Genomic DNA, 19,829 nt, shown 5'->3' with positions numbered 1-19,829 from the left:
CGGTAGTGTATTGACATCGCCAATGGCCTGCGATGAGCGCGCAATCTCATCCCAACTGAGCGTGAAGCCGAACATGCCCACACCCACCAGCGAGGGGCCGATCAACGGCAGCACCACGGTGGTGTCGCTGCTCGTGATCTTCGCCGCCCTGGGTGCCGCCGCTTTGATGCGGCGCCGCGCGGGCGCCAAGGCTTGACCCTCTTTCCATGCCCACCCCTCGATCGCCCGCTGCCACCACCCCGCCCGCGCCCACGTCCACCCTGTCGGACGAGGAGATTTACCAGCGCCTGATCGAGGCCATCGTGGACCAGCGCCTGCTGCCGGGCACCAAGCTGGTCGAGGACAAGCTGGGCCAGGCTTTTGGCGTCTCGCGCACGCGCATCCGCCAGGTGCTGATCCGCCTGGCGCAGGAGCAGGTGGTCACCCTCCAGCCCAACAAGGGGGCCAGCGTGGCCGAGCCCACCGTGGCCGAAGCCCGCGAGGTGTTTGAAGCCCGCGCCGTGGTCGAATCGGTGCTGGTGCAACGCTTCGTGGCCCGCGCCAGGGCCCGGGACTTGAAGATCCTGGCCGACTGCATCGATGCCGAAGAGGTGGCGCGCCAGTCGGGCGACAAGACCATGGCGTTGCGCCTGTCCGGGCAGTTCCACCTGCTGCTGGCCGAGACCGCCGCACACCAGACATTCGCGCGTTTTTTGCATAAACTGGTGTCGCGCACCAGCCTGATCCTGATGAGTTACACGCCGGTGGAGCGCCTGCACGTGGATGGCGGCGAGTTGCCCACGCCGTGGGCGCAGGCCTGCCGCTGTGAAGAACACCGGGGCCTGTTGGCGGCCTTGCGCAGCGCCACCCAAGGCAAGGGCAGCGTGGATCAGGCCGTGCAACTGATGGCAGAGCACCTGGCCCACATCGAGGCCAGCCTGAGCTTTCAGCAGCCCGAGCCCGCCGACGTGGACGTGGTGCAAGCGCTGTCCAAGCCAAGGCGCCAGCGCACGCCCGTGGCGCGCTGAGCCACCGAAACGCCCCAAGGAGCTGGCCATGCACGTGCTCATCATCAACCCCAACATGCGGATGGAACTGACAGCGGCCTTGGTCGAGCAGCTCACGCCTTTTGTCGCAGACCTGGGCCTGGACGTGATCGGCACGACCGCCACCTTCGGCCACGACTACATCGCCTCGGAAGCCAGCTACGTGATGGCCGCGCACGCGGTGCTGGACGCCTGGCACCTGCACCTGCTGCAGCACGGCCAACCCAAGGCCGTGCTGGTGGCCTGCTTTGGCGACCCCGGCGTGTGGGCCCTGCGCGAGATGAGCAGCGTGCCGGTGATCGGCCTGGCCGAGGCCGCGATGAAGGAAGCTCGTGCCATCGGGCCCTTTGGCATCGTCACGGGCGGGGCGGCCTGGGGGCCGATGCTGGAGCGATTGGCGCGCGGCTGGGACATGAGCGGGCCTGGCGGCTTGCAACGCGTGCGCACGGTCGAGGCCCATGGCGGCGAGCTGGCCGCTGATCCAGCGCAAGGGCTCACCAGCCTGAACCAGGCGGTGATGGACATCCTGGCGGCAGATCCGCCTTTGAGTGCGGTGATTCTGGGGGGCGCGGCGCTGGGGGGCTGGGCAGGCCAGTTGCCCGCCGGGCAAAGCACCGTGTTGATCGACAGCGTGGAAGCGGGCGGGCGCTGGCTGGCTGCCGCCGTGGCTTGATCAATCAGTCCGTGGGCTACAGCGCGAGCAGGCCCAGGAGTTTGTTCAAGGCCGCCTGGAAAGCCAGGCCCAGCACACAAAGGATGAAGGCCCCCAGGAACGAGGTCTCCAGGTAAAACTTGTAGATGCCCAGGTACACGAAAGGCATGATCAGCAGGGCTTTCAAGCCCAAGGACCAGATCAGCAGCCCGGAGATGACCCCGCCTGCCAGGACGGCCGCTGCCACCGGCAGCAACTCGGACTTGCCCGCGCCCACAATCTTGGCGGCAAACCAGATGGGTGGTGTCTGCAAGACCAGGACCCCTAAAACGAGCACGAGCGCCGCGCCGACGGAAATGGCCGCCATGTCCATGAGCTGGTTCCCCCTGTTGGTGTGAAGACCCTTGGCAGGTCCGTTCCCCGGATGCTACCGCCGCATCGTCACATCGGGGCCACCCCATAATGGGGGACGACGCGCCAACTCAGATCCAGCCCGTGATCTTCAGCCCGCTCAGTTGCTCGGCCTCTTCGCGGCTGACGCGGCGCACGTTCTGGCCAAAACTCCAGACGTGTCCTTCCGGATCAGCGGCCGAATAGACCCGGTCACCATAGAACTGATCCGCCGGTTCGCGCACGATGGTGGCGCCCGCCGCCCGGGCTCGCTCACAATGGGCATCCAGGCCATCCCGCAACTGCACGTGCACCGACTGCGTGTTCTTGCCCTCCAGCGCCAAGGGGCTGTCCGTGGTCTCATTCCACGCCGGGCCGATCATGATGTAGCCATCGCCAAAGCGCATCTCCGAATGGCCCAGGTGCCCGTCGCTGTCGGTGATGACCATGGTGCGTTCAAAGCCGAAGGCTTTTTCAAGCCAGTCCAGCGCGGCGAAAGGGTCTTTGTAGTAGACCGCCGAGGCGAAGGTGGCACGGCGAAAGGGATCGTCCATGAGGGAGCTCCTGACCTGAATTTTTTGTGTGATCGCCACTTGAGTGTTGATCAAAATCAGGCGCAAGCCAAGTGCCGGGCGCGCAAGACCTCAGGGCGCGTGCACCCATTGTTCAAAGGCCAACTGCGACACCGGCTTGCCAAACAGGAAGCCCTGCACCACCTCGCAGCCCAGGCCACTGAGGTAGTCGGCCTGCTCCTTGGTTTCGACCCCCTCGGCCACCAGCGCCATGTTCAGGCTCTGCCCCAGCGACACGATCGCCTTGACCAATTGCTCCGCATTGCCCTGGTGAGAGGGCAGCTCCTTGATGAAGGCCCGGTCGATCTTCAGGATCTGCACCGGAAAGCGCGTCAGGTAGCTCAGCGCCGAGTAGCCCGTGCCGAAATCGTCAATGGCGATGGTGATGCCCAGTTGCGACAGCTCCTCCAGCACGCTGCGCACCTCGTCACGGCCATCCAGCAGCAGGCTTTCAGTGATCTCCAGCTCCAGCCACTGCGGCTGGCACTGGGCGGCGCTCAAGGCTTCGCGCACGGTGTTGACCAGCTCGCCCCCCGGGAACTGCCGGGCCGACAGGTTCACGGCGATCTTCAAGGGGTCGCTGCTGCGGCGGTTCCAGTCGGCAGCGGCCAGGCAGGCCGCGCGCAGGGCCCAGGCGCCCATGGGCACGATCAGGCCGGTGTCTTCGGCCAGCGGGATGAACTGCACCGGGGGCACCAGGCCGCGCTCGGGGTGGTTCCAGCGCATCAGCGCCTCGGCCCCCACCAGGCGGCCGGAGGCCAGGTCGAACTTGGGCTGGTAGTGCAGCTCCAGCTCGTCGCGCTCCAAGGCCTTGTGCAGCTCGCTTTCCATCGTCAGACGGACCGAGGCTTGCGCCGTCAGGTCGCTGGAGTAGAACTGGAAGTTGTTGCGGCCCTGGCCCTTGGCGTGGTACAGCGCCGCGTCGGCATGCTGCAGCAACTGGTTGGCATCTTTCGCGTCCGTGGGGTAGAGCACGCCACCAATGCTGACGGTCACGAACACCTCCTGGCCGCTGACGGTGAAGGGCGCTTTGAAAGCATTGATGACCTTGCTGGCGATGCTGCCCAGGTCGGCGGCCTGGCGCACATCGGGCAGCACCACAGCGAACTCGTCACCGCCCAGGCGTGCGATGGTGTCGTAGTCGCGCAGCACTTGGCGCAAGCGCTGGGCAGCCTGCTTGAGCAGGTCATCGCCCGCGCTGTGGCCCAGCGAATCGTTGATGTCCTTGAAGCGGTCCAGGTCAAGCAGCAAGGTGCCCAGTTGCTGGTGGTGCCATGAGGCATCGATCAGGGCCTGGCTGAGGCGATCGACGAACAAGGCACGGTTGGGCAGCTCGGTCAGCGGATCAAAGAATGACAGCGAATGCAGCTGACGCCGGTATGACTTGAGTTCGGTGACGTCTTGCACTGCGGCCAGCAAGCGGCGTGGCTTGCCCTTGGGGCTGTAGCGGATGCGCGCCACGGTGTGCAACTCGCGCGTGCCGTCGTCCTCGACATGGCGGACCTCGTAACGCAAGATTTCAGTCTTGCTGGCGAAGGCCTCCTTGTACAAATCGAACACCCAAGCGCGCTGATCCTCGGGCACCAGTTCGAGCACGCTTTGCATGTCAGGCGCCCAATCGGCGGGTCGGCGCAGCATGCGCAAGGCTTCCGCTGAAAAGCGTGCCTGCTTGCGCACGTAGTCCCACTCCCAACAACCGACCTGGGCCAGCTCCTGGGCTTCTTCCAGGCGCGCTTCACTGTCGGACAAGGCCTGCAGCACGGCGCGTTGTGCACTCACGTCCTGCAAGCCGATCACGGCATGGGCCAGGCCACCATGGGCCGCGTACTCGCACAAGGCCACGCCACGGAGGTGGCGCACCGACCCGTCCTGCAAAGACACGCTGAAGTCGGCATCGACCGTGGCATGACGGCGGGCCAGGGCCTCGGCCCACAAGGCATGGATTCGGGAGGCGTCGGAAGAACCAATCAGGCCAATCAGGTTCGACACGGCCATCTCATCGCCCAGGCCGTGGCCCAGCATCGCGCGGGCCTCGGCCGACACGTGCAGGGCGCCTTGCGCAGCATCCCACCGGATGAAACCAACTTCCATCAGATGCTGTGCGGCTTTCAGGCACTCATCGCCACCGGGTGGGGTGGCGATCAACACATCTCGCTGAACGAGGGTTGGCATCTTGTGGTGGTCCTTGCGGATGTCCGGTTGAAGGCAATGAAGCCGGGCATGGGTTTCATCCTTCATCGGCCCGGTCGGGTCTAGACTTCAGCCTCTTTCCCACCAAACGGAGACCCCACACCATGAAGCTGGCCGATAGCGTGTTTTTAGTCACAGGTGGCAGTTCGGGATTGGGGGCCGCTGTGGTCCGCATGGCCCTGGCCGCCGGTGCCCGCGTGGTGATCGCCGACCTGGCCGAGCCCGATGAAAGCGATCTGTTGCCCGAGTGGAAAGAGCGCTGGACCTACGTGCACACCGATGTGGCCCAGGAGGCCAGCGCCATCACCGCTGTGCAGATCGCCATCGGCCGCTTTCACCGGCTGGACGTGCTGGTCAATTCCGCCGGCATTGCCCGCGCCGAGAAGATCCACGGCAAGGAAGGACCGCACCGCCTGTCGGTGTTTGCCAAGACCATCGAGGTCAACCTGATCGGCAGCTTCAACATGATGCGGCTGGCCGTGCCCGCCTTCGTGGCCTCGGGCGCGCTGCCTGATTCATCCTCCAAGGGCGTGATCATCAACACCGCGTCGATCGCGGCGTTTGATGGCCAGATCGGGCAGACCGCTTACGCTGCATCAAAAGGCGGCATCGTGGCCATGACCCTGCCTGCCGCCCGCGAGCTGGCGCGCGACAAGGTGCGCGTGATGACCATCGCCCCCGGCATTTTTGAAACACCGATGCTGAAAGGCATGCCGCAGGAGGTTCAAGATGCTTTGGCCGCGGGCATCCCCCACCCCTCCCGTTTGGGCAAGCCATCGGAGTACGCGGACCTGGTCCGCCACATTGTTGAGAACGAGTACCTCAACGGTGAAGTGATCCGCCTGGACGGCGCCATCCGCCTGGCCCCACGCTGATGGACGGCCTGTTGACCGACGAGCAACGCGTTCAGCGCGATGCCATCCACGATTTTGTCCAGTCAAACATCGCGCCTTTTGCTGCGCAGTGGGACCGCGACCGTGATCTGGGAAGCGACATCGTGCGGCAGATGGGCGAAATGGGCTTGCTGGGCATGGCCGTGCCCGCCGAGTGGGGTGGCACCCAGTCGGACGACCTGAGCTACGCGATGGCGATCGAAGAAGTGGCCGCAGGCTGCGCCTCATGCGCCGTGCTGATGAGCGTGCACAACTCGGTGGGCTGTGTGCCCATCTTGAAGTTCGGCACCCAGGCGCAGAAAGAGGCCTGGCTGCCGGCTTTGGCGCGGGGCGATCTGCTGGGCGCCTTCTGCCTGACCGAGCCCCACAGCGGCTCCGAGGCCGATGCTTTGCGCACCCGCGCCGAGTTGGCGGACGATGGCCACTGGGTGCTCAATGGGCAGAAGCAGTTCGTGACCAATGGCGAGCGGGCTGATCTGGCCATCGTGTTCGCCATCACCGACCCGGGCCTGGGCAAGAAGGGCATCTCGGCATTCGTGGTGCCGACTGATGCGCCCGGCTTCAAGGTGGGTGCGCGTGAACGCAAGATGGGGCTGCGCGCTTCCGACACCTGCCCGGTGGCGCTGGACGATTGCCGCATCCCCGAGGGCAACCTGCTGGGCGAGCGGGGGCAGGGACTGAAGATCGCCCTGTCGAACCTGGAAGGTGGGCGCATCGGCATTGCGGCGCAGGCCGTGGGGATTGCGCGTGCAGCGCTGGCCGAGGCGCATGCCTATGCGCAAGAGCGGGTGCAGTTTGGCAAGCCGATCACCGAGCACCAGGCGATTGCGCACATGCTGGCGGACATGTTGACGCGCTTGAATGCGGCAAGGTTGATGGTGCACCATGCGGCGCGTTTGCGCGGGGCAGGGCTGCCTTGCACGTCGGAGGCGTCGCAGGCCAAGCTGTTCGCGTCAGAGATGGCGGAGTGGGTGTGCTCAAAGGCGATCCAGGTGCTGGGGGGGTATGGGTATCTGGAAGACCATGGGGTGGAGCGGCATTACCGGGATGCCAGGATCACGCAGATTTATGAGGGAAGCAGTGAGATTCAGAGGACGGTGATTGCGAGGTATTGGTGAGGCTATGTTGAGTGGGCAGTAGCACTGCCGTGCATCACTCCTTGATTCATTCAAAAACCATATGCAGCTCAACGCGCGGTGTAGCCTTTGTGGCTCCTGGTTGAATTTCGCCAAATCCTCAAGTTGAAGCGGTCGATGTGACGCGTTCTCGCATGGGCCGATTGTCAGCGTACTTGAGTTCTTCGTCTCCGCCGATGTAGCAGCATCGCGGGTCAGACGGCAGGGTCACATCTTTGGCGAAGCCGGCCAGTGAGTCGTGCACGAAGGAATCAAAGAAGTCGATGACCAATGGGTCGGTCAGGCCTTTGCCCCGTTCAAACTCATCATCGTACACTTCGATCAGCGCGGCGTAATGGGGCCGGAGTTTTGCGTTGGTCTGTTTAGCGTGCTTTTTGAGGTGGGCCACGTCCTTCATCAGTTGACGGTCATAGGCATCCAGATTCCCGACCAGTTCGCCATCGTGGCTTGGCATGGTACGCATTTTGGCGCGCTCGCGAAGATAAGGATCGTTGAGCGCATCGAACTTCGCTTTAGCCTCCAAGTAAGCTTTCTCTTCAGCTTCATTTGGAAAATCGGGGGATCTTTGGGTGGCCTGCGCCCACGCGTCTTTCTTGCTGTTCATGTCTCGTTCGGCGGCCTTGCGCTCAGGATCGTTTTCCAGTGCCGATTCCCGGGCTTTGAGTTCTTGTGCTTCCTGCTTGAACTTGGCCTCCTGGGCATTGATGCCGTCCACATCTTGGGCCCTCAGCTTCAACTTGATCTTGCGAAAGCGCCAGCGAAGGTACAGCCTGCTGTGTGCCAGCAAGGCATCGCCCAAGCGCCCGCCTTTCACGCCGGCCTTGGCGAGCGTTTCGTTGAAGCGCTCCTGAAGTTCGGGGTCGAACTCGAAGTCGGCTTTGACCGATGGGGTTTCCAGGGGCAGTAGCGGAACACCCGCCAGCACCGCCTCGTCGTACATTTTGCGAAGCGGGATCTTGCTGAGCATGAACTGGCTGCTGAGGCTCTTGCCGCCCTCGCCTGGGCGGTAGCCTCCACCGACGTTGGAGTGTGCTCCGGGGTAGACGATCTCTTCCGCGTTGTCAGGCATTCGGACGCCATCCCAAATGGTGTCCAGCGGGAAGGAGTTGCGAATCTCGTTCATGGCCATCAAGTGCACCGTGCGCTGTACCACTGACGGTACCCGCAGGTTCTTGGCCCAGCCCATGTGGCCATCCCACCATCCGGGCGTGGGGTCGGCGCCGGGCTCCTGGCCAAAGGCTTGGGCTGCCAGGCCGCTGAATGTACTGCTGCGTCGACTCTCCAACGCTGGCTCCAGATCCGACCACTTCTTGGCCACGAACAAAGAACCCACGCCCGCGCTGGCGGGGATTCCGACGGACGCCACCGTGTCGAACAAGCCAAGAAACTGGATGGCAAAGGGCTTGTTGACGCCGCGCCAAAGGTGTTGACTGATGTCCGCCGGATTCAGATGACAGCGAGACTGAATTCGGCGAGCGAATGCCCGCGCCAAGGTTGCCCCACGAGAAAATCCGAACACGGATACTTGGATTGATTCGATCTTGTCTGCAGGGTGTTTAGCCACCGTGTCATCCAGCCATTGCATGGCTTTGTCGAGCCGAGCATCGCCGTACTTGGCGAAGGCTGAGCCGTCGTCATCGCCGATGTCCCCGATGGCTCTGAAATAGGTACCTAGACCGGGGATGTAATGTTTGTAGATTCCCTTGTCTTGAGAGTCTTTGGGGTACGCATTGAACAATCTAACTACGTTGCTGTGCTCGTCTGTCCCAATGTCCGCATCAAGGTTATTGCCAGTCCCATCAAAAAAAAAGCCTATCTTGATGACGACTTTGCAGGTATATGCCAAGGGGCGATCGCTCAGTTTGCATTGAAGGGATCGGGCTTGATCCGCAAGACTCGCCTTGCAATCGGGCGCACGCGGTGCCAGTGACACCGGTGCTGCCAATGTCTCGCTCGCGGACGCACTGGCTATCAACGAGGTCAGGTTCTGCTTAAGGGATGGCCCCGATGAGCTGGTGGATTTAGCGTCCTGATTGTTGGAGCTGATCATTGGTGCAGTTCAGATAGTTGTGGGTAACACCGGGACGTTCACTTTTGTCATTTTCGGGAAGTGCCAACCTGGGTGGTGAGTAACCCTGAGTAATCGCCGCTTCGACGTGCCCATCAGCAAAGACGTGCACTTCTAATGCTTTGGGCTTGCCATTGGACAGATCATTAGCTTGGGCCTCGGCTTCGCGCCACAAGTGGCGACGGTGATCATGGTAGGGCTTGCCATAAGGATAAGGACTCTTGACTCTTTCAATGCAGTATCCGCCTACCCATCGGACTCTCAGCTTGATGGGCAGCGAGGTGCCGGGCTGGTAAGAAACGCAGCACACCGAACCACCGCCACCGGAAGTGGGGTCACTCAGGTAAAGGCGCCCGCCTCCCTGCCCATTGACCGTGAAGCTTTCAATCACATCATCGGTGTAGTTGTAGCCCTGTATCAGCAATGACTGCGGCTCACCCAATTTAGCGGAGGCAGTACTTACCTGTGGCGCTTCAGCTTGCGCGCAGCCCAACAGGAGTGCACTCATCACAGTTGCGCTGCCCAACTGAAGCCAACGCCTGAAGTTCTCACACAAACTCGGTTGGGTACTCATTTGGCCGTGGCCCCTTCAATTGCCTGAATCAGATCAATTCTGCCTTGCGTGAGTTGAGCAATCCACGGAGCCCAAGACTTCTGTTGATGGAAGCCTTCGCCCAATTTCAAGGCCAACACCCCCACCATCACACGCTGTGCAAAGGCCTGCACTCGCCATTCGTCAGCCAGGTTCAAGCAGCGCTTCGTGAAGCTGGCGCGCTGATCCGGAGGCAGGGCCAAAAAAGCGTCGGTCGCTTCACGCGCCAGTTCCGGCATGACACTGTCCACCTCGGATGCGTCGAGCAAAGACTCAAACTGGTCTTGATCAAGATAGAGGGGGGCGGCGAATACATCCCTGTCAGGAGCGGGGCTCAAAGCAATGCCCTTCATTTCTCTCGCCCGGTCGAGGTAGGCCCACGTGTGCCCCAAGGCCCAATAGCTGCTGGCCTGATCAGCGTGCAAAGCTTTGTGCAACTCCGGTAACACGCGTGGGTCGTAGCAACGCAGCAGGATGGGTTGGTTTTGGGGCAGCATCGCCTCGGTGCGCTGGCGAAGCCTGTCCACCAAATGGAGTGCAGAGAGTGAACTCGAGAGCCAGGTGACACATGGTCCACGCAAGGCCCAATCCAGCGTCGTGCTTAACAGCTTTCTGTTCAGGCCTTGGTGATCCGTCAATGGCACCAGCCAAGGAGTTGCCAATTCGGCTTGGGGTCGCGGATCCCCCAGAGCCGACACGGCCCCAGCGGCACGAATCTGTCGAAGTTCTTGCGCGGCGGGCGGCTCGTGGGGCATGGATGCCATGTCCACCAGCGCATAGACCGCCAAGTCTGCAGCTACCGATGACTCGGTCCATGCGGTCACAGCGCGCTGGGTGTCCTGAAGGCTACTCATGTTTCATCCACGAATGGCAAAGGGTGAACCGGACTTGGCAGCATTCAGCAAGCAGGTGATGCACACGCTGTGCGGCATCTCTGGCATTGGCCAGTTCAAGCTGCCTCCCCCCACCATCGACTTCATCCCCGCCTGCACAGTGATCTTCCCAGGACACTCCACCGTCAAGCTCCCCCCATCGATGGTGATGCTGGCCCCACCGCTCACCGCCAGCACCACCTTCTTGGCCGCAGCAACAGTGACCACACCTTGCGCCGTCTTGATCTCCAGCACATCCTTGGCCGCGATCTGCGCCGGCCCAGCCTGCGCCTGAAGATCAATCGGCCCTTGCGCCGCGATCATCGTCAGCCCCTTGCCTGCAGCCTCACCGCCAGGTTGAATCGCCCCAGCAAGCATGCCAATGGCCTGCCCCGTGTGAACGCGCATCTGCCCGCCCACCGCCCAGTGCGTGTCCTGCCCACTGGCCATGGTCGTGGTGTCCTCGCTGCTCAGGTGCAGGTCCTGCCCCGCTGTCACACCCACACCAGCCTTGCCGACGATGGCGATGTTCGGATCGGCCATGTGCGGCACCTTGCCAGCACCGGTGCGGGTGGACCGCTCAGATGCATCCGCCAAGGCGTCGGGCAACTGCGAAGAACTGACCATGCCGCTCAAGCTCCTCGTCAAAGCCGCCGCTGGCGCCAACTGGTCGTTCAAGGCACTTTGATTGGCTTGGCTGCTGCCCGCCGCGCTGGCCAAGCCCGCGGTCTGGTGCGTGGTCGCGGCCTGGTGAAACGTCTGCGCCAACTGCTGCATCTGCTTGGCCAGCGCAATGCCGGCTGCATTGTCGCCAGCGCCTTCACCCGTCTGCCCCGCGCCGTTGGCCAGGCTGTACGTGCTCAGCATCAAGCCCCGCACCGCGCGCACGCTGCCCCACGCATCGGTGCGCAACTCAAAGCCCAAGCCACGGAAGCTGCCCCGGTGGTTGTCGGCCTGGTGCAGCAGGTGGCCCATCTGCAACCAGGTCTGCGCCTGCGTGCTGTGCAATTGCAGGCGGCCTTGGCTGGGCGTGTCGTCGAACACCAGCTGGTTGTAGCCCTGGCCGCCAAACTCCTTGCTCTTCACGCCGCTCATGGCCGCCGCGTTGTTCTGGCCTTCGGCACCATCGTTGGCCGCCGCCGGTGCCGCACCGTGCCACGCGGGGCTGTTGCCGCCAATGCCCGAGCCCACCAGATTCATCTGGCTGCTGGGGCTGTGGTCGCTGGATTCAGCAAAGGCGCTGCGGTTGGCGGCTTCATCAAGCTGCCCACCGGGTGTTCGCGGCACGCCGCCTTCGCCTCGGCCGCTGTACAGGCTGGCTTGCACATAGGGCCGGTCGATGTCGTTGTTCAGAAAGCCCACCAGCACTTCGTGCCCGATGCGCGGGATGAACTGGTGGCCCATGCCCGCACCCGAGAAGCGCTGCATGACGCGCACCCAGCAGCTGTGGTCGCTGTTGGCGCGTTGGGGCGCATGCGGGTTGGCCTGCCAGTGGAACTTGACTTTGACGCGGCCCATCTTGTCGGTGTAGAGCTCGTCCGCACCGTTGACGGCGGTGCTGCCATCCGGGCCGACCACGATGGCGGTCTGCATGCCCAGCGCGGTAGGGCGTGGCCGTGGGCGCAAGCCGGTGCCATCCAACAGCACGGCGCGCCAAGGCACGTTGCGGCGCAGGGCCTGGAACTGGCAGGCGAAGCCGGTCTCAGCGGCTTGCTGCTGCAAGTCTTGGGTGTCCACCAGTGCCTGGTCCACCGACACGCTCAACTGGGGCAGCTCAAACTGGCCCAAGGTCTTCATGATCTTTTCGCTGAGCTCCTTGGGCAGGTTGTTGACGCCATAGGCGTCCACGCCATGCACGAAGAACTCCTTGTCTTCAGCGCTCAAACCAAAGTTGGCCAGCGGGTCCAAAGTGGATTGCGTGACGGCCATCCAGGTGCCTGCGCGCAGGGTACGTACGGTGCCACGGCCCAGCCAGGTCTTGAAGCGGGCTTCGTGAGCTTCCTGCAAAAGCGTGGCCGCGAACTGGGCCTCAGTTTGATTGCCGAAGATGTAGTCGCCCGTGGGGTCGTAGCTGGTGAGCCAGCTTTGCAGGCTGGTGGCCTGTTCGCCGCCCCATGGGTGGTGGGTCGGTGCATCGGCCGTGATGGCGCTGTTGCTCACGTAGTCCCAGCCTTGCAGCACCGTGGCGGTGGGGCCGATGCGGCGAATGGCGGCCATGGCCTGGATGCTGTCTTGCGCTTCCTGGCTGCTGCTGCGGTGAAAGCGGATGCCCTGGCCGCCCACGCTGCTGGCGCTGACCGAGTCTTGCGGCTGCTGGGCGCTGCTGGCGAAGAAGACCACGGTGTGGCCACCTGGCGCGGTTTCATCTTCTTCCACCCGGTAGCACAGGCCTTCTTCGGCCAGCAGGCGGCTGACGAAGTCGAGGTCGCTTTCGCGGTACTGCACGCAGTAGGCGCGCTGGCCACCGTTGCGGGCGAACAGGCCTTGCGCCACATGGCTGGCCACGTCGTCGTCCCACTTCCAGGCGGCGATGGCCGCGTGGTCGGCGAACACGTCTTCCACGATCTCGATGAGGGACTTGTCTTGCCAGACGCGGCTGGCCAGCGTGTGGCCCAGGAGGGCGATCCACGGCTGCACCAGCAAGCCCTTGCGAGCCAGACCGCCGTCGGCCTCCAAGGAATCGGCGCTGACGACGTAGCCACTGCGGCGCGCGCGGCTGCCATCGGCCAGCGTGGTGTGCAAGGTGATGGGGCGCGCGTAAAGCTGCTTGAGCTCGACGTGGGCGTTGAGCACCAAAGCGTTGATGTACAAGGCGAAGGGCTGGGAGACGGCCTCGTGCAGCACGAAGCTTTCGACCATCAGGTCGGCGGGCAGGCTGCCTTCGGGGCCGCCGGGCGCCGACAGCGTGTAGAGCCGAGCCTCTGTGCCCCACTGGCCGATGACGGCGGCCAATGCGCGGCTGATCTCAGACTTGAAAGAATCCAGACCCATGGAGGGTTCCCTGACATTGTTTTATGTTTGCAAATGCAGGGGGGATTTTCAGGGGTGAATGGGGCGGGGCAAGGCCCCCTTGATGGGGTGTCGGTGTAACGAGTTGAAAGCGGCTTGGTTGCTGCTCAACCAGCTCAACGCTCGGGCTTGCGCGGTTGTGACCGCTCCTTGTCGTAGTCCTCGTAGGACTTCTGGTTGACGCGGGCCAGGCAGTCTTGCTGGGCGCCAAGGGGTTGCCTTCGGCACTCGGCTTCGGCGCTGCGCTTACCGCCCTCGTACCAGGCGGCGGTGGTGCATCCAGCGAGGGCCAATGCCAACAGCAGCAAGGCCATGAGTCGTGAGTGTGGTTGGCGCATGTGAAGTGTCCTTGCCCTATGCCTTCAGTTTGACGACTTTGGTCTTGGCCAGATAGTCGCCGACGCGGCGGCGTTGTTGGCCGATCAGCGGCAAACAATCCAACACACCCAGCACCAGCAGCGGGACGTTGCGGGCGAACGATTGCCAGTAGCCACAGGGGCGACCGGTTTCAAAGTGGACGACGGCGATCCTGGTGAACTTCTTGCCCAAACTTTGACCGCCGGGAAGGGCATCGCAGAACAGCAGGTAGAGGATCCAGCCGATGAACATGATTTCCAAAGGGAGGCCCAGGAGTTGAGCCGCGAAATAGACAACAGCACCCACGGCCGCACCAGCCAAACCGTCGATGAATTGGGCCGTGAATCGGTCGCCAATGCTGGCAAGAGAAATGCTCATGAATATAGGTTCAATGCAGTGACGATCATGGCCACCCCAATGGGAATGATCCAGCTTTCGTGTTTGATGCCGCCTCCCAAAAACAGCAATCCTCACACTCATCCTTGCGGGGGCCTTCACACTCAGTATGCACCTTTGCAAATCATGGGTCCCACGCCAAAGACCGCCTCTCTTCGAGGTTCCCCTTCGCGCAATACAAGTTGATTGATCCTGATAACGCACCCGTTCGAGACATTCCCACGCAGCGCCACTTCATATTGCATCCCTGCCTCCTCGGCCACCACCGGGCACGCCCGCCCGGTGTCCCGCTCAACTCATCACTGAGGCACGTTGGCAGCCTGCGCTCGCGCCATGCCCTTGGCGTATTCCACTGGGCGGATGTAGCCTTTCAACAAGGCGGCGGTGGCGGCCAAGGTGTACTTGGCCACGTAGTCCGCGTGCGTGGGGTACAGCGCCTTCAGCTTGCTGGCATCAAAGGCATTGGTGTTGCCCCCGGCCACGCAGGCAAACAAGTCCAGAAACGCCAATGAGCCGGTCGTGAAGTTGGCATGCCCGTACTTGGCAACCGGCACCTCAATCTCCGGCAAACGCAAGCCACCCAGTGCATTGCCATTCGCATCCTTCTTGATCGAGCCCAGCCAATCGCCCTGCAAACGTGGCGCAGTCGGCGGTGCAATGCCCGTGCTCATCCAGTTCTTCAGGTGGTGGATGGCCGCGATCTGGGTCGCGTAGAACGGCATGGCGTTGTAGGGACTGATGCACTTGGGCGGCACCCAACCCACATCACGCCCGCTGACCTCTACAATGTTGTCCAGCAGGTACTGGTCGGCGTGCGATGCCCCGGCCACTTCCCATTGGCGGATCTTGTCGGTGTCGATCTGCTTGGACGTGCCCGAGCCCAAAGCCGAATCCATCTCGGTCTGCAGCAAGAATACCGGCACCTTGGTGTCGCTGCGGATGGCGGCGGTGGAGGGCAGGTTGTCGCTGGAAGCCAGCTTGGCACCGGTGGCCAGGCGGCCGTGGATCAGCAGCCCGTCAAACACATGGTCCAGCGGCTGGATGGCATTGGCATAGGTCAGCAGACGCATCGCGGATTGAGAATGCCCGGTGGCCACAATCTTGCTGGGCTGGAGCCCGCCCAGGATCAGCTCGGCCTGGTCGCGCACGGCTTGCGCGGTCTGCGACAGGATGTCGTAAGAGATGTCGTCGTGAGGGATGCTCATGGCGGCATAGCGGTTGCCAAACTGCTTGAGCTTTTGCACGCCCGTGACGCCCACCTTCTGCACGTTCACGCCGATGTAGGCATAGCCCTCGCGCAGGATGGCTTCATGAGCCATGCTCCAGTCCACATCCAGCGGGTAGCCGGTACTGACGTTGAGCCATTCCACGATGACGACGCCATTGAACCACTCCGCACTGGCCGGTCGGCGCACGATCATCATGGTGTTGTAGGGGTTGGCGCTGGAGACCACGCTGGCGGCCCATTTGCCGTCGGCGCCCAGGGTGCCGGTGCCTTTGTACTTGCGGGCCAGGCCGCTGATGGAGAACTCCTGCTCGACGAACTGGCTGTCGGCCACGGGATCCAGGCGGTCGCCAAAGCCTGGCACGGTCGAGTTGGGCGTGACCACGGCCTGGGGGGCCGCAGCCAGGCTGGCAGCACTGGCACACACCAAAAGGGCGGCCACGCTGGCATGGCGCAGCTTGGTCTGCAGGGGCATCTTCATTGGGAAGTCTCCTTGAACGAAATGGGTTGCACGGTTGACATCAATACTGCGCCGCCAAGGTAGTTCCACTCCATAACAATTACACCGGGTAGGACCCCGCACAGCCCCCCTGGACCAGGGGGACCCAGCCAGCCAGGGTTGAAACGGCGGCTTCTCTGACACGGGATGAAGCCAAAGGCCTACAAGAGCGCTGGGCAGGGCGCGTTGAAATAATGTGTTCCTAGAACATGCCCATGAAGAAAAACATGCCCTTCCAGTTACGCGTTGGTGCGACATCCCACAGATTTTTGATGATGTGGACAGTGCTCGCCAGCGCTGGCCTGGCCACCTCGCCCGCCACGGCACAGCAGGCCAGTCAGCGCGATGACGGTGGCGCCGAATTGCGGGGCTGGGCCTTCGTCCTGGAAAACGACCTGCTGGGCACCAAAAATGCCAAGGACCGCTGGTACACCAACGGCATGCAACTGATGCTGGCGTTTCAAAAAGGCCGCGAACCGGAGCTGCTCAAACCCGCACTGTCGTGGGGCCGGTGGATGGTGCCGCAAGACTGCGAAGGCGACGGTTGTGGCCTCACCTTGGACACCGTGCTGGGCCAAAGCATCTACACCCCACGCGAGGTGGATGTGGCCGCACCCCAAACGCGCGACCGCCCGTGGGCGGGGTGGTTGTATGGCGGCATCGGGCTCTCCAATTTCAATGGCAACCGCCACCAGGTGCTGGCGCTCAAGGTGGGGCCGACGGGGCCCGCCTCCTTCGCCGAAGGCACGCAGAAAGCGGCGCATTGCTGCCTGGGCTCGTCCAAAGAGCCGATGGGGTGGGACAACCAGTTGCGCCCCAGGCTTGGTGTGCAACTCAGCTACTTGTCCACCCACCACCATGTCGTCGACAGCCCGGTGGGCGTGCAAACCTCGTGGGGTGGTGCCGTGGGCAATGTACGCACCTTCTTGCGCGGCGCCGTGGCCTTGACCTGGAGCCCGGCCGGTGGTCAGGGCCGCAGGATGCAGCCTGGGGGCCTGGACGAAGGTGAATTTTTCACACCCGACTTCAGCGCGCACACCACCCGTGGCACCTTGATGGACAGCTTGCGCCACACGGTGTTCTACGCACACCTTCAGGTCAGCGCCGTGGCCTACAACGTGTTCCTGCAGGGGCAGACTTACAAAGGCCGATCCGAGATTGATCCCGAACGCCTGGTGGGCACGTCCACCGTGGGCTTCGCCGTGCCGTTGGGTGAGCGGGGCCAGCACAAGCTGGGCGTGGCCTGGAAAAGGCGCACGCCCGAGTTCGAGGTGCGGGGCGCCGACCCCAACCGGGATCGCTACCAGAGCTGGGGCATGCTGAGCTACTCGCACGATCTTTGATACCCCATTTCAAGGGCCGCGGCGTTTCTTGATCCACCAAAACGTGAGCCGTCGTATACGATGGCCCCGGGCTGCACCCCATCGTGTGGCCACGTCGCTCGGACGGTTCCGGGCGCTCACGTTGAAAGTCACCTCCATGTCTGCATCTCCAGGCAAGCGCCGCTTCGCGCGCATCGATCGCCTTCCTCCCTACGTCTTCAACATCACGGCCGAACTGAAACTGGCCGCGCGCCGCCGTGGCGAAGACATCATCGACATGAGCATGGGCAACCCCGATGGGGCCACGCCAGCGCACATCGTCGCCAAGCTCACCGAAGTAGCCCAGCGGCCCGACACGCACGGCTACTCGGCCTCCAAGGGCATCCCGCGTTTGCGCCGTGCGATCTCGCATTGGTACAAAGATCGGTACCAGGTCGACATCGACCCGGACAAGGAGGCCATCGTCACCATCGGCTCGAAAGAAGGCCTGGCCCACCTGATGCTGGCCACGCTCGACCGGGGCGACACGGTGCTGGTGCCCGATCCTTCGTACCCCATCCACATCTATGGCGCGGTGATCGCGGGGGCGGACATCCGCTCGGTGCCCATCGTGCCCGGCGTCGACTTCTTCGCCGAGCTGGAAAAGGCCATCCGTGGCAGCTACCCCAAGCCCAAGATGATGGTGCTGGGCTTTCCGTCGAACCCCACGGCGCAATGCGTGGAGCTGGACTTCTTCGAACGGGTGATCGCGCTGGCCCGCAAGCACGACATCTTCGTGGTGCACGACCTGGCCTATGCCGACATCGTGTTCGATGGCTGGAAGGCGCCGTCGATCATGCAAGTGCCCGGCGCCAAGGACATCGCGGTCGAGTTCTTCACGCTGAGCAAGAGCTACAACATGGCGGGCTGGCGCGTGGGCTTCATGGTGGGCAACCCCGACCTGGTGGCCGCATTGGCGCGCATCAAGAGTTACCACGACTACGGCACCTTCACGCCCTTGCAGGTGGCGGCGATCGCGGCGCTGGAAGGCGATCAGCAATGCGTGAAAGACATCTGCGCGCAATACCAAAGCCGGCGCGATGTGCTCTTCAAGGGCCTGACCGAAGCGGGCTGGGAGGTCGAGTGCCCCAAGGCCTCGATGTACATCTGGGCGCGCATCCCCGAGCACTACCGCGCGCTGGGCTCGCTGGAATTTGCCAAGCAGCTGATGGAGAAGGCCAAGGTATGCGTGTCACCCGGCATCGGCTTTGGTGACCATGGCGATGACCATGTGCGCTTTGCCTTGATCGAGAACGAAGCGCGGATCCGTCAGGCGGTGCGGGGGATCAAGGCGATGTTCAAGGCGGATGGGGTGCGCGAACTCAAAGCCTAGGCTAGCAGTGGCCACTCCGCATGCGAGTGGTCAGCAAGAACAGAATTCCCACACCGAACAATACCAAGGTCGAGGACTCTGGCACCGCTGAGGTCAGGCGTTCAGTTTTGACCCCGATCCATTGCAGGGAAAAGCCTGACAAAGTGGATGGCCTGAAGCTGATGGTCGTGGCGCCTCCACCCTGACCGATATCAGACAGGTAAGACTTCGACATGTCGATCGTGACATGCTTGGCGCCCTGACATGCGCCATTGCTTCCGCATTCGATCTGCCGGGTGACATAGTCACTCAGATACCAGACCGTAGAATTGCTCGTCAGATCGGACAAAGGGAAAACCGATTGGCTTGCTTTGTCTCCAATTGCGGCATCCTTGTCGAATGTCACAACCGTGTTTGAACGGGTGCGAATGGCAGCATCCCCCGTGACTGAAAAGTCACCCACAAAATAGGTGTCGATGCTGGTAATGACCCATCCTGCTGCAGCGTTGATGTTGAAAACTGGCAGGTTGATCGAACTCTCCTGGTCCGCACCGGAAAATCGAATAGGGCGAGGTGCTTGGAACTCCAGAATTGAAGAGACCACATCATTGTGTTCGAAATCCGGAGCAGGATTGACATCAAGAGATCCAGGTATCGAGACCCGAGCCAGCTTCAAGTAAGCAGCATCCCAGTCGACCGAAAACCCCCCAAGTTCCAAATTGCCCGCGATTGATGCGGAAGAAATGCCCAATGCCAGGACACCCGCAATCCATTTGTTCATCAAGATGACATCCATTTCTTATCTTTGATTCTCAATATGCTGCGTTCAGCGAACCGCTGCAGCGCTCCTTTGTAGCCCTGACATTGTCACCAATCCCCTTTGCAACAATCCCTGAACTTGGGGGCATCATCTCCGTGCCGCCCATCTTAAAAAATCAAGCGGAGCAGCCCTGAAGGACATGCTCCGCTTTGATCAACGCCAATGGCGTCAAAAGCATTCACCGCCCGCCGTCAGGCAACTCGATCTTCACTTCCAGCACATCCAGGTTGTCCTGGCGTTCCAGGCTCACCTTGATGTCGTCGGGGTTGATGGCGATGTACTTGGTGATCACCGCCACCAGCTCCTTTTGCAAGGCGGGCAGGTAATCCGGGTTGCCGTGCCGACCATTGCGCTCGTGCGCCAGGATGATCTGCAGGCGTTCCTTGGCCACCGAAGCGGTCTTTTTCTTTTCACCGAGGAAGAAGGACAGGAAGGACATGCTGCTTACCTCCCCCCGAAC

At 62.5% G+C, this 19,829-nt stretch carries 18 protein-coding genes and 1 pseudogene; 6 read left to right on the top strand and 13 right to left on the bottom strand.

Annotated elements, in window-relative coordinates; translation table 11 throughout:
* Window positions 1-117 (bottom strand): annotated as a pseudogene (locus tag Q7V20_RS18990) (ABC transporter permease); the annotation flags it as partial.
* An 89-nt stretch (window positions 118-206) separates the two neighbouring features.
* Between Q7V20_RS18990 and Q7V20_RS18985 the strand changes: the two are divergent.
* Entirely contained in the window at window positions 207-1,007 is an 801-nt protein-coding gene (locus tag Q7V20_RS18985; protein ID WP_304794888.1) for a GntR family transcriptional regulator, read from the top strand.
* Between the two features lie 28 nt (window positions 1,008-1,035).
* Entirely contained in the window at window positions 1,036-1,698 is a 663-nt protein-coding gene (locus Q7V20_RS18980) for an aspartate/glutamate racemase family protein (RefSeq protein ID WP_304794886.1), read from the top strand.
* Between the two features lie 16 nt (window positions 1,699-1,714).
* Here Q7V20_RS18980 and Q7V20_RS18975 read toward each other — a convergent pair whose 3' ends face one another.
* The 3 genes from Q7V20_RS18975 to Q7V20_RS18965 form a co-directional block, all read right to left on the bottom strand.
* Window positions 1,715-2,044, bottom strand: a complete 330-nt coding sequence (locus tag Q7V20_RS18975; protein WP_304794884.1) for a hypothetical protein — start codon at window positions 2,042-2,044, stop codon at window positions 1,715-1,717.
* Window positions 2,045-2,159: 115 nt separating this feature from the next.
* The gene (locus Q7V20_RS18970) at window positions 2,160-2,621 is read right to left on the bottom strand and encodes a VOC family protein (RefSeq protein WP_304794882.1); all 462 of its coding nucleotides are present in this window, start codon (window positions 2,619-2,621) and stop codon (window positions 2,160-2,162) included.
* A gap of 90 nt (window positions 2,622-2,711) precedes the next feature.
* Entirely contained in the window at window positions 2,712-4,811 is a 2,100-nt protein-coding gene (locus Q7V20_RS18965) for a bifunctional diguanylate cyclase/phosphodiesterase (RefSeq protein WP_304794880.1), read from the bottom strand.
* 122 nt (window positions 4,812-4,933) lie between these two features.
* On the opposite strand from Q7V20_RS18965, the gene Q7V20_RS18960 reads away from it, so the two are divergent.
* Both Q7V20_RS18960 and Q7V20_RS18955 read left to right on the top strand, forming a co-directional pair.
* Window positions 4,934-5,704: an SDR family NAD(P)-dependent oxidoreductase gene (locus tag Q7V20_RS18960; RefSeq protein ID WP_304794878.1), complete on the top strand. Its 771-nt coding sequence runs from the start codon at window positions 4,934-4,936 to the stop codon at window positions 5,702-5,704.
* Window positions 5,704-6,840: an acyl-CoA dehydrogenase family protein gene (locus tag Q7V20_RS18955; protein ID WP_304794876.1), complete on the top strand. Its 1,137-nt coding sequence runs from the start codon at window positions 5,704-5,706 to the stop codon at window positions 6,838-6,840. The genes Q7V20_RS18960 and Q7V20_RS18955 overlap by 1 nt, the downstream gene beginning before the upstream one ends.
* 118 nt (window positions 6,841-6,958) lie before the next feature.
* On the opposite strand, the gene Q7V20_RS18950 is transcribed toward Q7V20_RS18955, so the two are convergent.
* The 7 genes from Q7V20_RS18950 to Q7V20_RS18920 form a co-directional block, all read right to left on the bottom strand.
* Window positions 6,959-8,908: a DUF2235 domain-containing protein gene (locus tag Q7V20_RS18950; protein WP_304794874.1), complete on the bottom strand. Its 1,950-nt coding sequence runs from the start codon at window positions 8,906-8,908 to the stop codon at window positions 6,959-6,961.
* Window positions 8,880-9,434 (bottom strand): DUF3304 domain-containing protein, encoded by a 555-nt coding sequence (locus Q7V20_RS18945; protein WP_304794872.1) that lies wholly within the window; start codon window positions 9,432-9,434, stop codon window positions 8,880-8,882. Before Q7V20_RS18945 ends, Q7V20_RS18950 begins: the two co-directional genes overlap by 29 nt.
* Before the next feature lie 62 nt (window positions 9,435-9,496).
* Window positions 9,497-10,306: a DUF4123 domain-containing protein gene (locus tag Q7V20_RS18940; protein ID WP_304794871.1), complete on the bottom strand. Its 810-nt coding sequence runs from the start codon at window positions 10,304-10,306 to the stop codon at window positions 9,497-9,499.
* A gap of 69 nt (window positions 10,307-10,375) precedes the next feature.
* Window positions 10,376-13,381 (bottom strand): type VI secretion system tip protein TssI/VgrG, encoded by a 3,006-nt coding sequence (gene tssI / locus Q7V20_RS18935; protein WP_304794869.1) that lies wholly within the window; start codon window positions 13,379-13,381, stop codon window positions 10,376-10,378.
* A gap of 134 nt (window positions 13,382-13,515) precedes the next feature.
* Window positions 13,516-13,737: a hypothetical protein gene (locus Q7V20_RS18930; protein ID WP_304794867.1), complete on the bottom strand. Its 222-nt coding sequence runs from the start codon at window positions 13,735-13,737 to the stop codon at window positions 13,516-13,518.
* Window positions 13,738-13,753: 16 nt separating this feature from the next.
* On the bottom strand, window positions 13,754-14,134 hold the full coding sequence (locus Q7V20_RS18925; protein ID WP_304794865.1) for an RDD family protein: 381 nt from the start codon (window positions 14,132-14,134) through the stop codon (window positions 13,754-13,756).
* A gap of 317 nt (window positions 14,135-14,451) precedes the next feature.
* Entirely contained in the window at window positions 14,452-15,858 is a 1,407-nt protein-coding gene (locus Q7V20_RS18920) for an alpha/beta hydrolase domain-containing protein (RefSeq protein WP_304794863.1), read from the bottom strand.
* A gap of 290 nt (window positions 15,859-16,148) precedes the next feature.
* On the opposite strand from Q7V20_RS18920, the gene Q7V20_RS18915 reads away from it, so the two are divergent.
* Both Q7V20_RS18915 and alaC read left to right on the top strand, forming a co-directional pair.
* On the top strand, window positions 16,149-17,219 hold the full coding sequence (locus Q7V20_RS18915) for a lipid A deacylase LpxR family protein (protein WP_304794861.1): 1,071 nt from the start codon (window positions 16,149-16,151) through the stop codon (window positions 17,217-17,219).
* Window positions 17,220-17,355: 136 nt separating this feature from the next.
* A complete protein-coding gene (alaC, locus tag Q7V20_RS18910; RefSeq protein ID WP_304794860.1) occupies window positions 17,356-18,570 on the top strand; it encodes an alanine transaminase in 1,215 nt (404 codons plus the stop codon).
* Between the two features lies 1 nt (window position 18,571).
* Here alaC and Q7V20_RS18905 read toward each other — a convergent pair whose 3' ends face one another.
* On the bottom strand, window positions 18,572-19,345 hold the full coding sequence (locus Q7V20_RS18905) for a PEP-CTERM sorting domain-containing protein (protein ID WP_304794858.1): 774 nt from the start codon (window positions 19,343-19,345) through the stop codon (window positions 18,572-18,574).
* A gap of 202 nt (window positions 19,346-19,547) precedes the next feature.
* Window positions 19,548-19,808 carry a cell division topological specificity factor MinE gene (gene minE / locus Q7V20_RS18900; protein ID WP_304794889.1) on the bottom strand — a complete coding sequence of 87 codons (261 nt, stop codon included), beginning with the start codon at window positions 19,806-19,808 and terminating at the stop codon, window positions 19,548-19,550.
* Between the last annotated feature and the right edge of the window lie 21 nt (window positions 19,809-19,829).

The organism is Aquabacterium sp., assembly GCF_030652515.1.
Classification (GTDB): Bacteria; Pseudomonadota; Gammaproteobacteria; order Burkholderiales; family Burkholderiaceae_C; genus Aquabacterium.
This window is presented reverse-complemented; position numbering and strand designations above follow the sequence as displayed.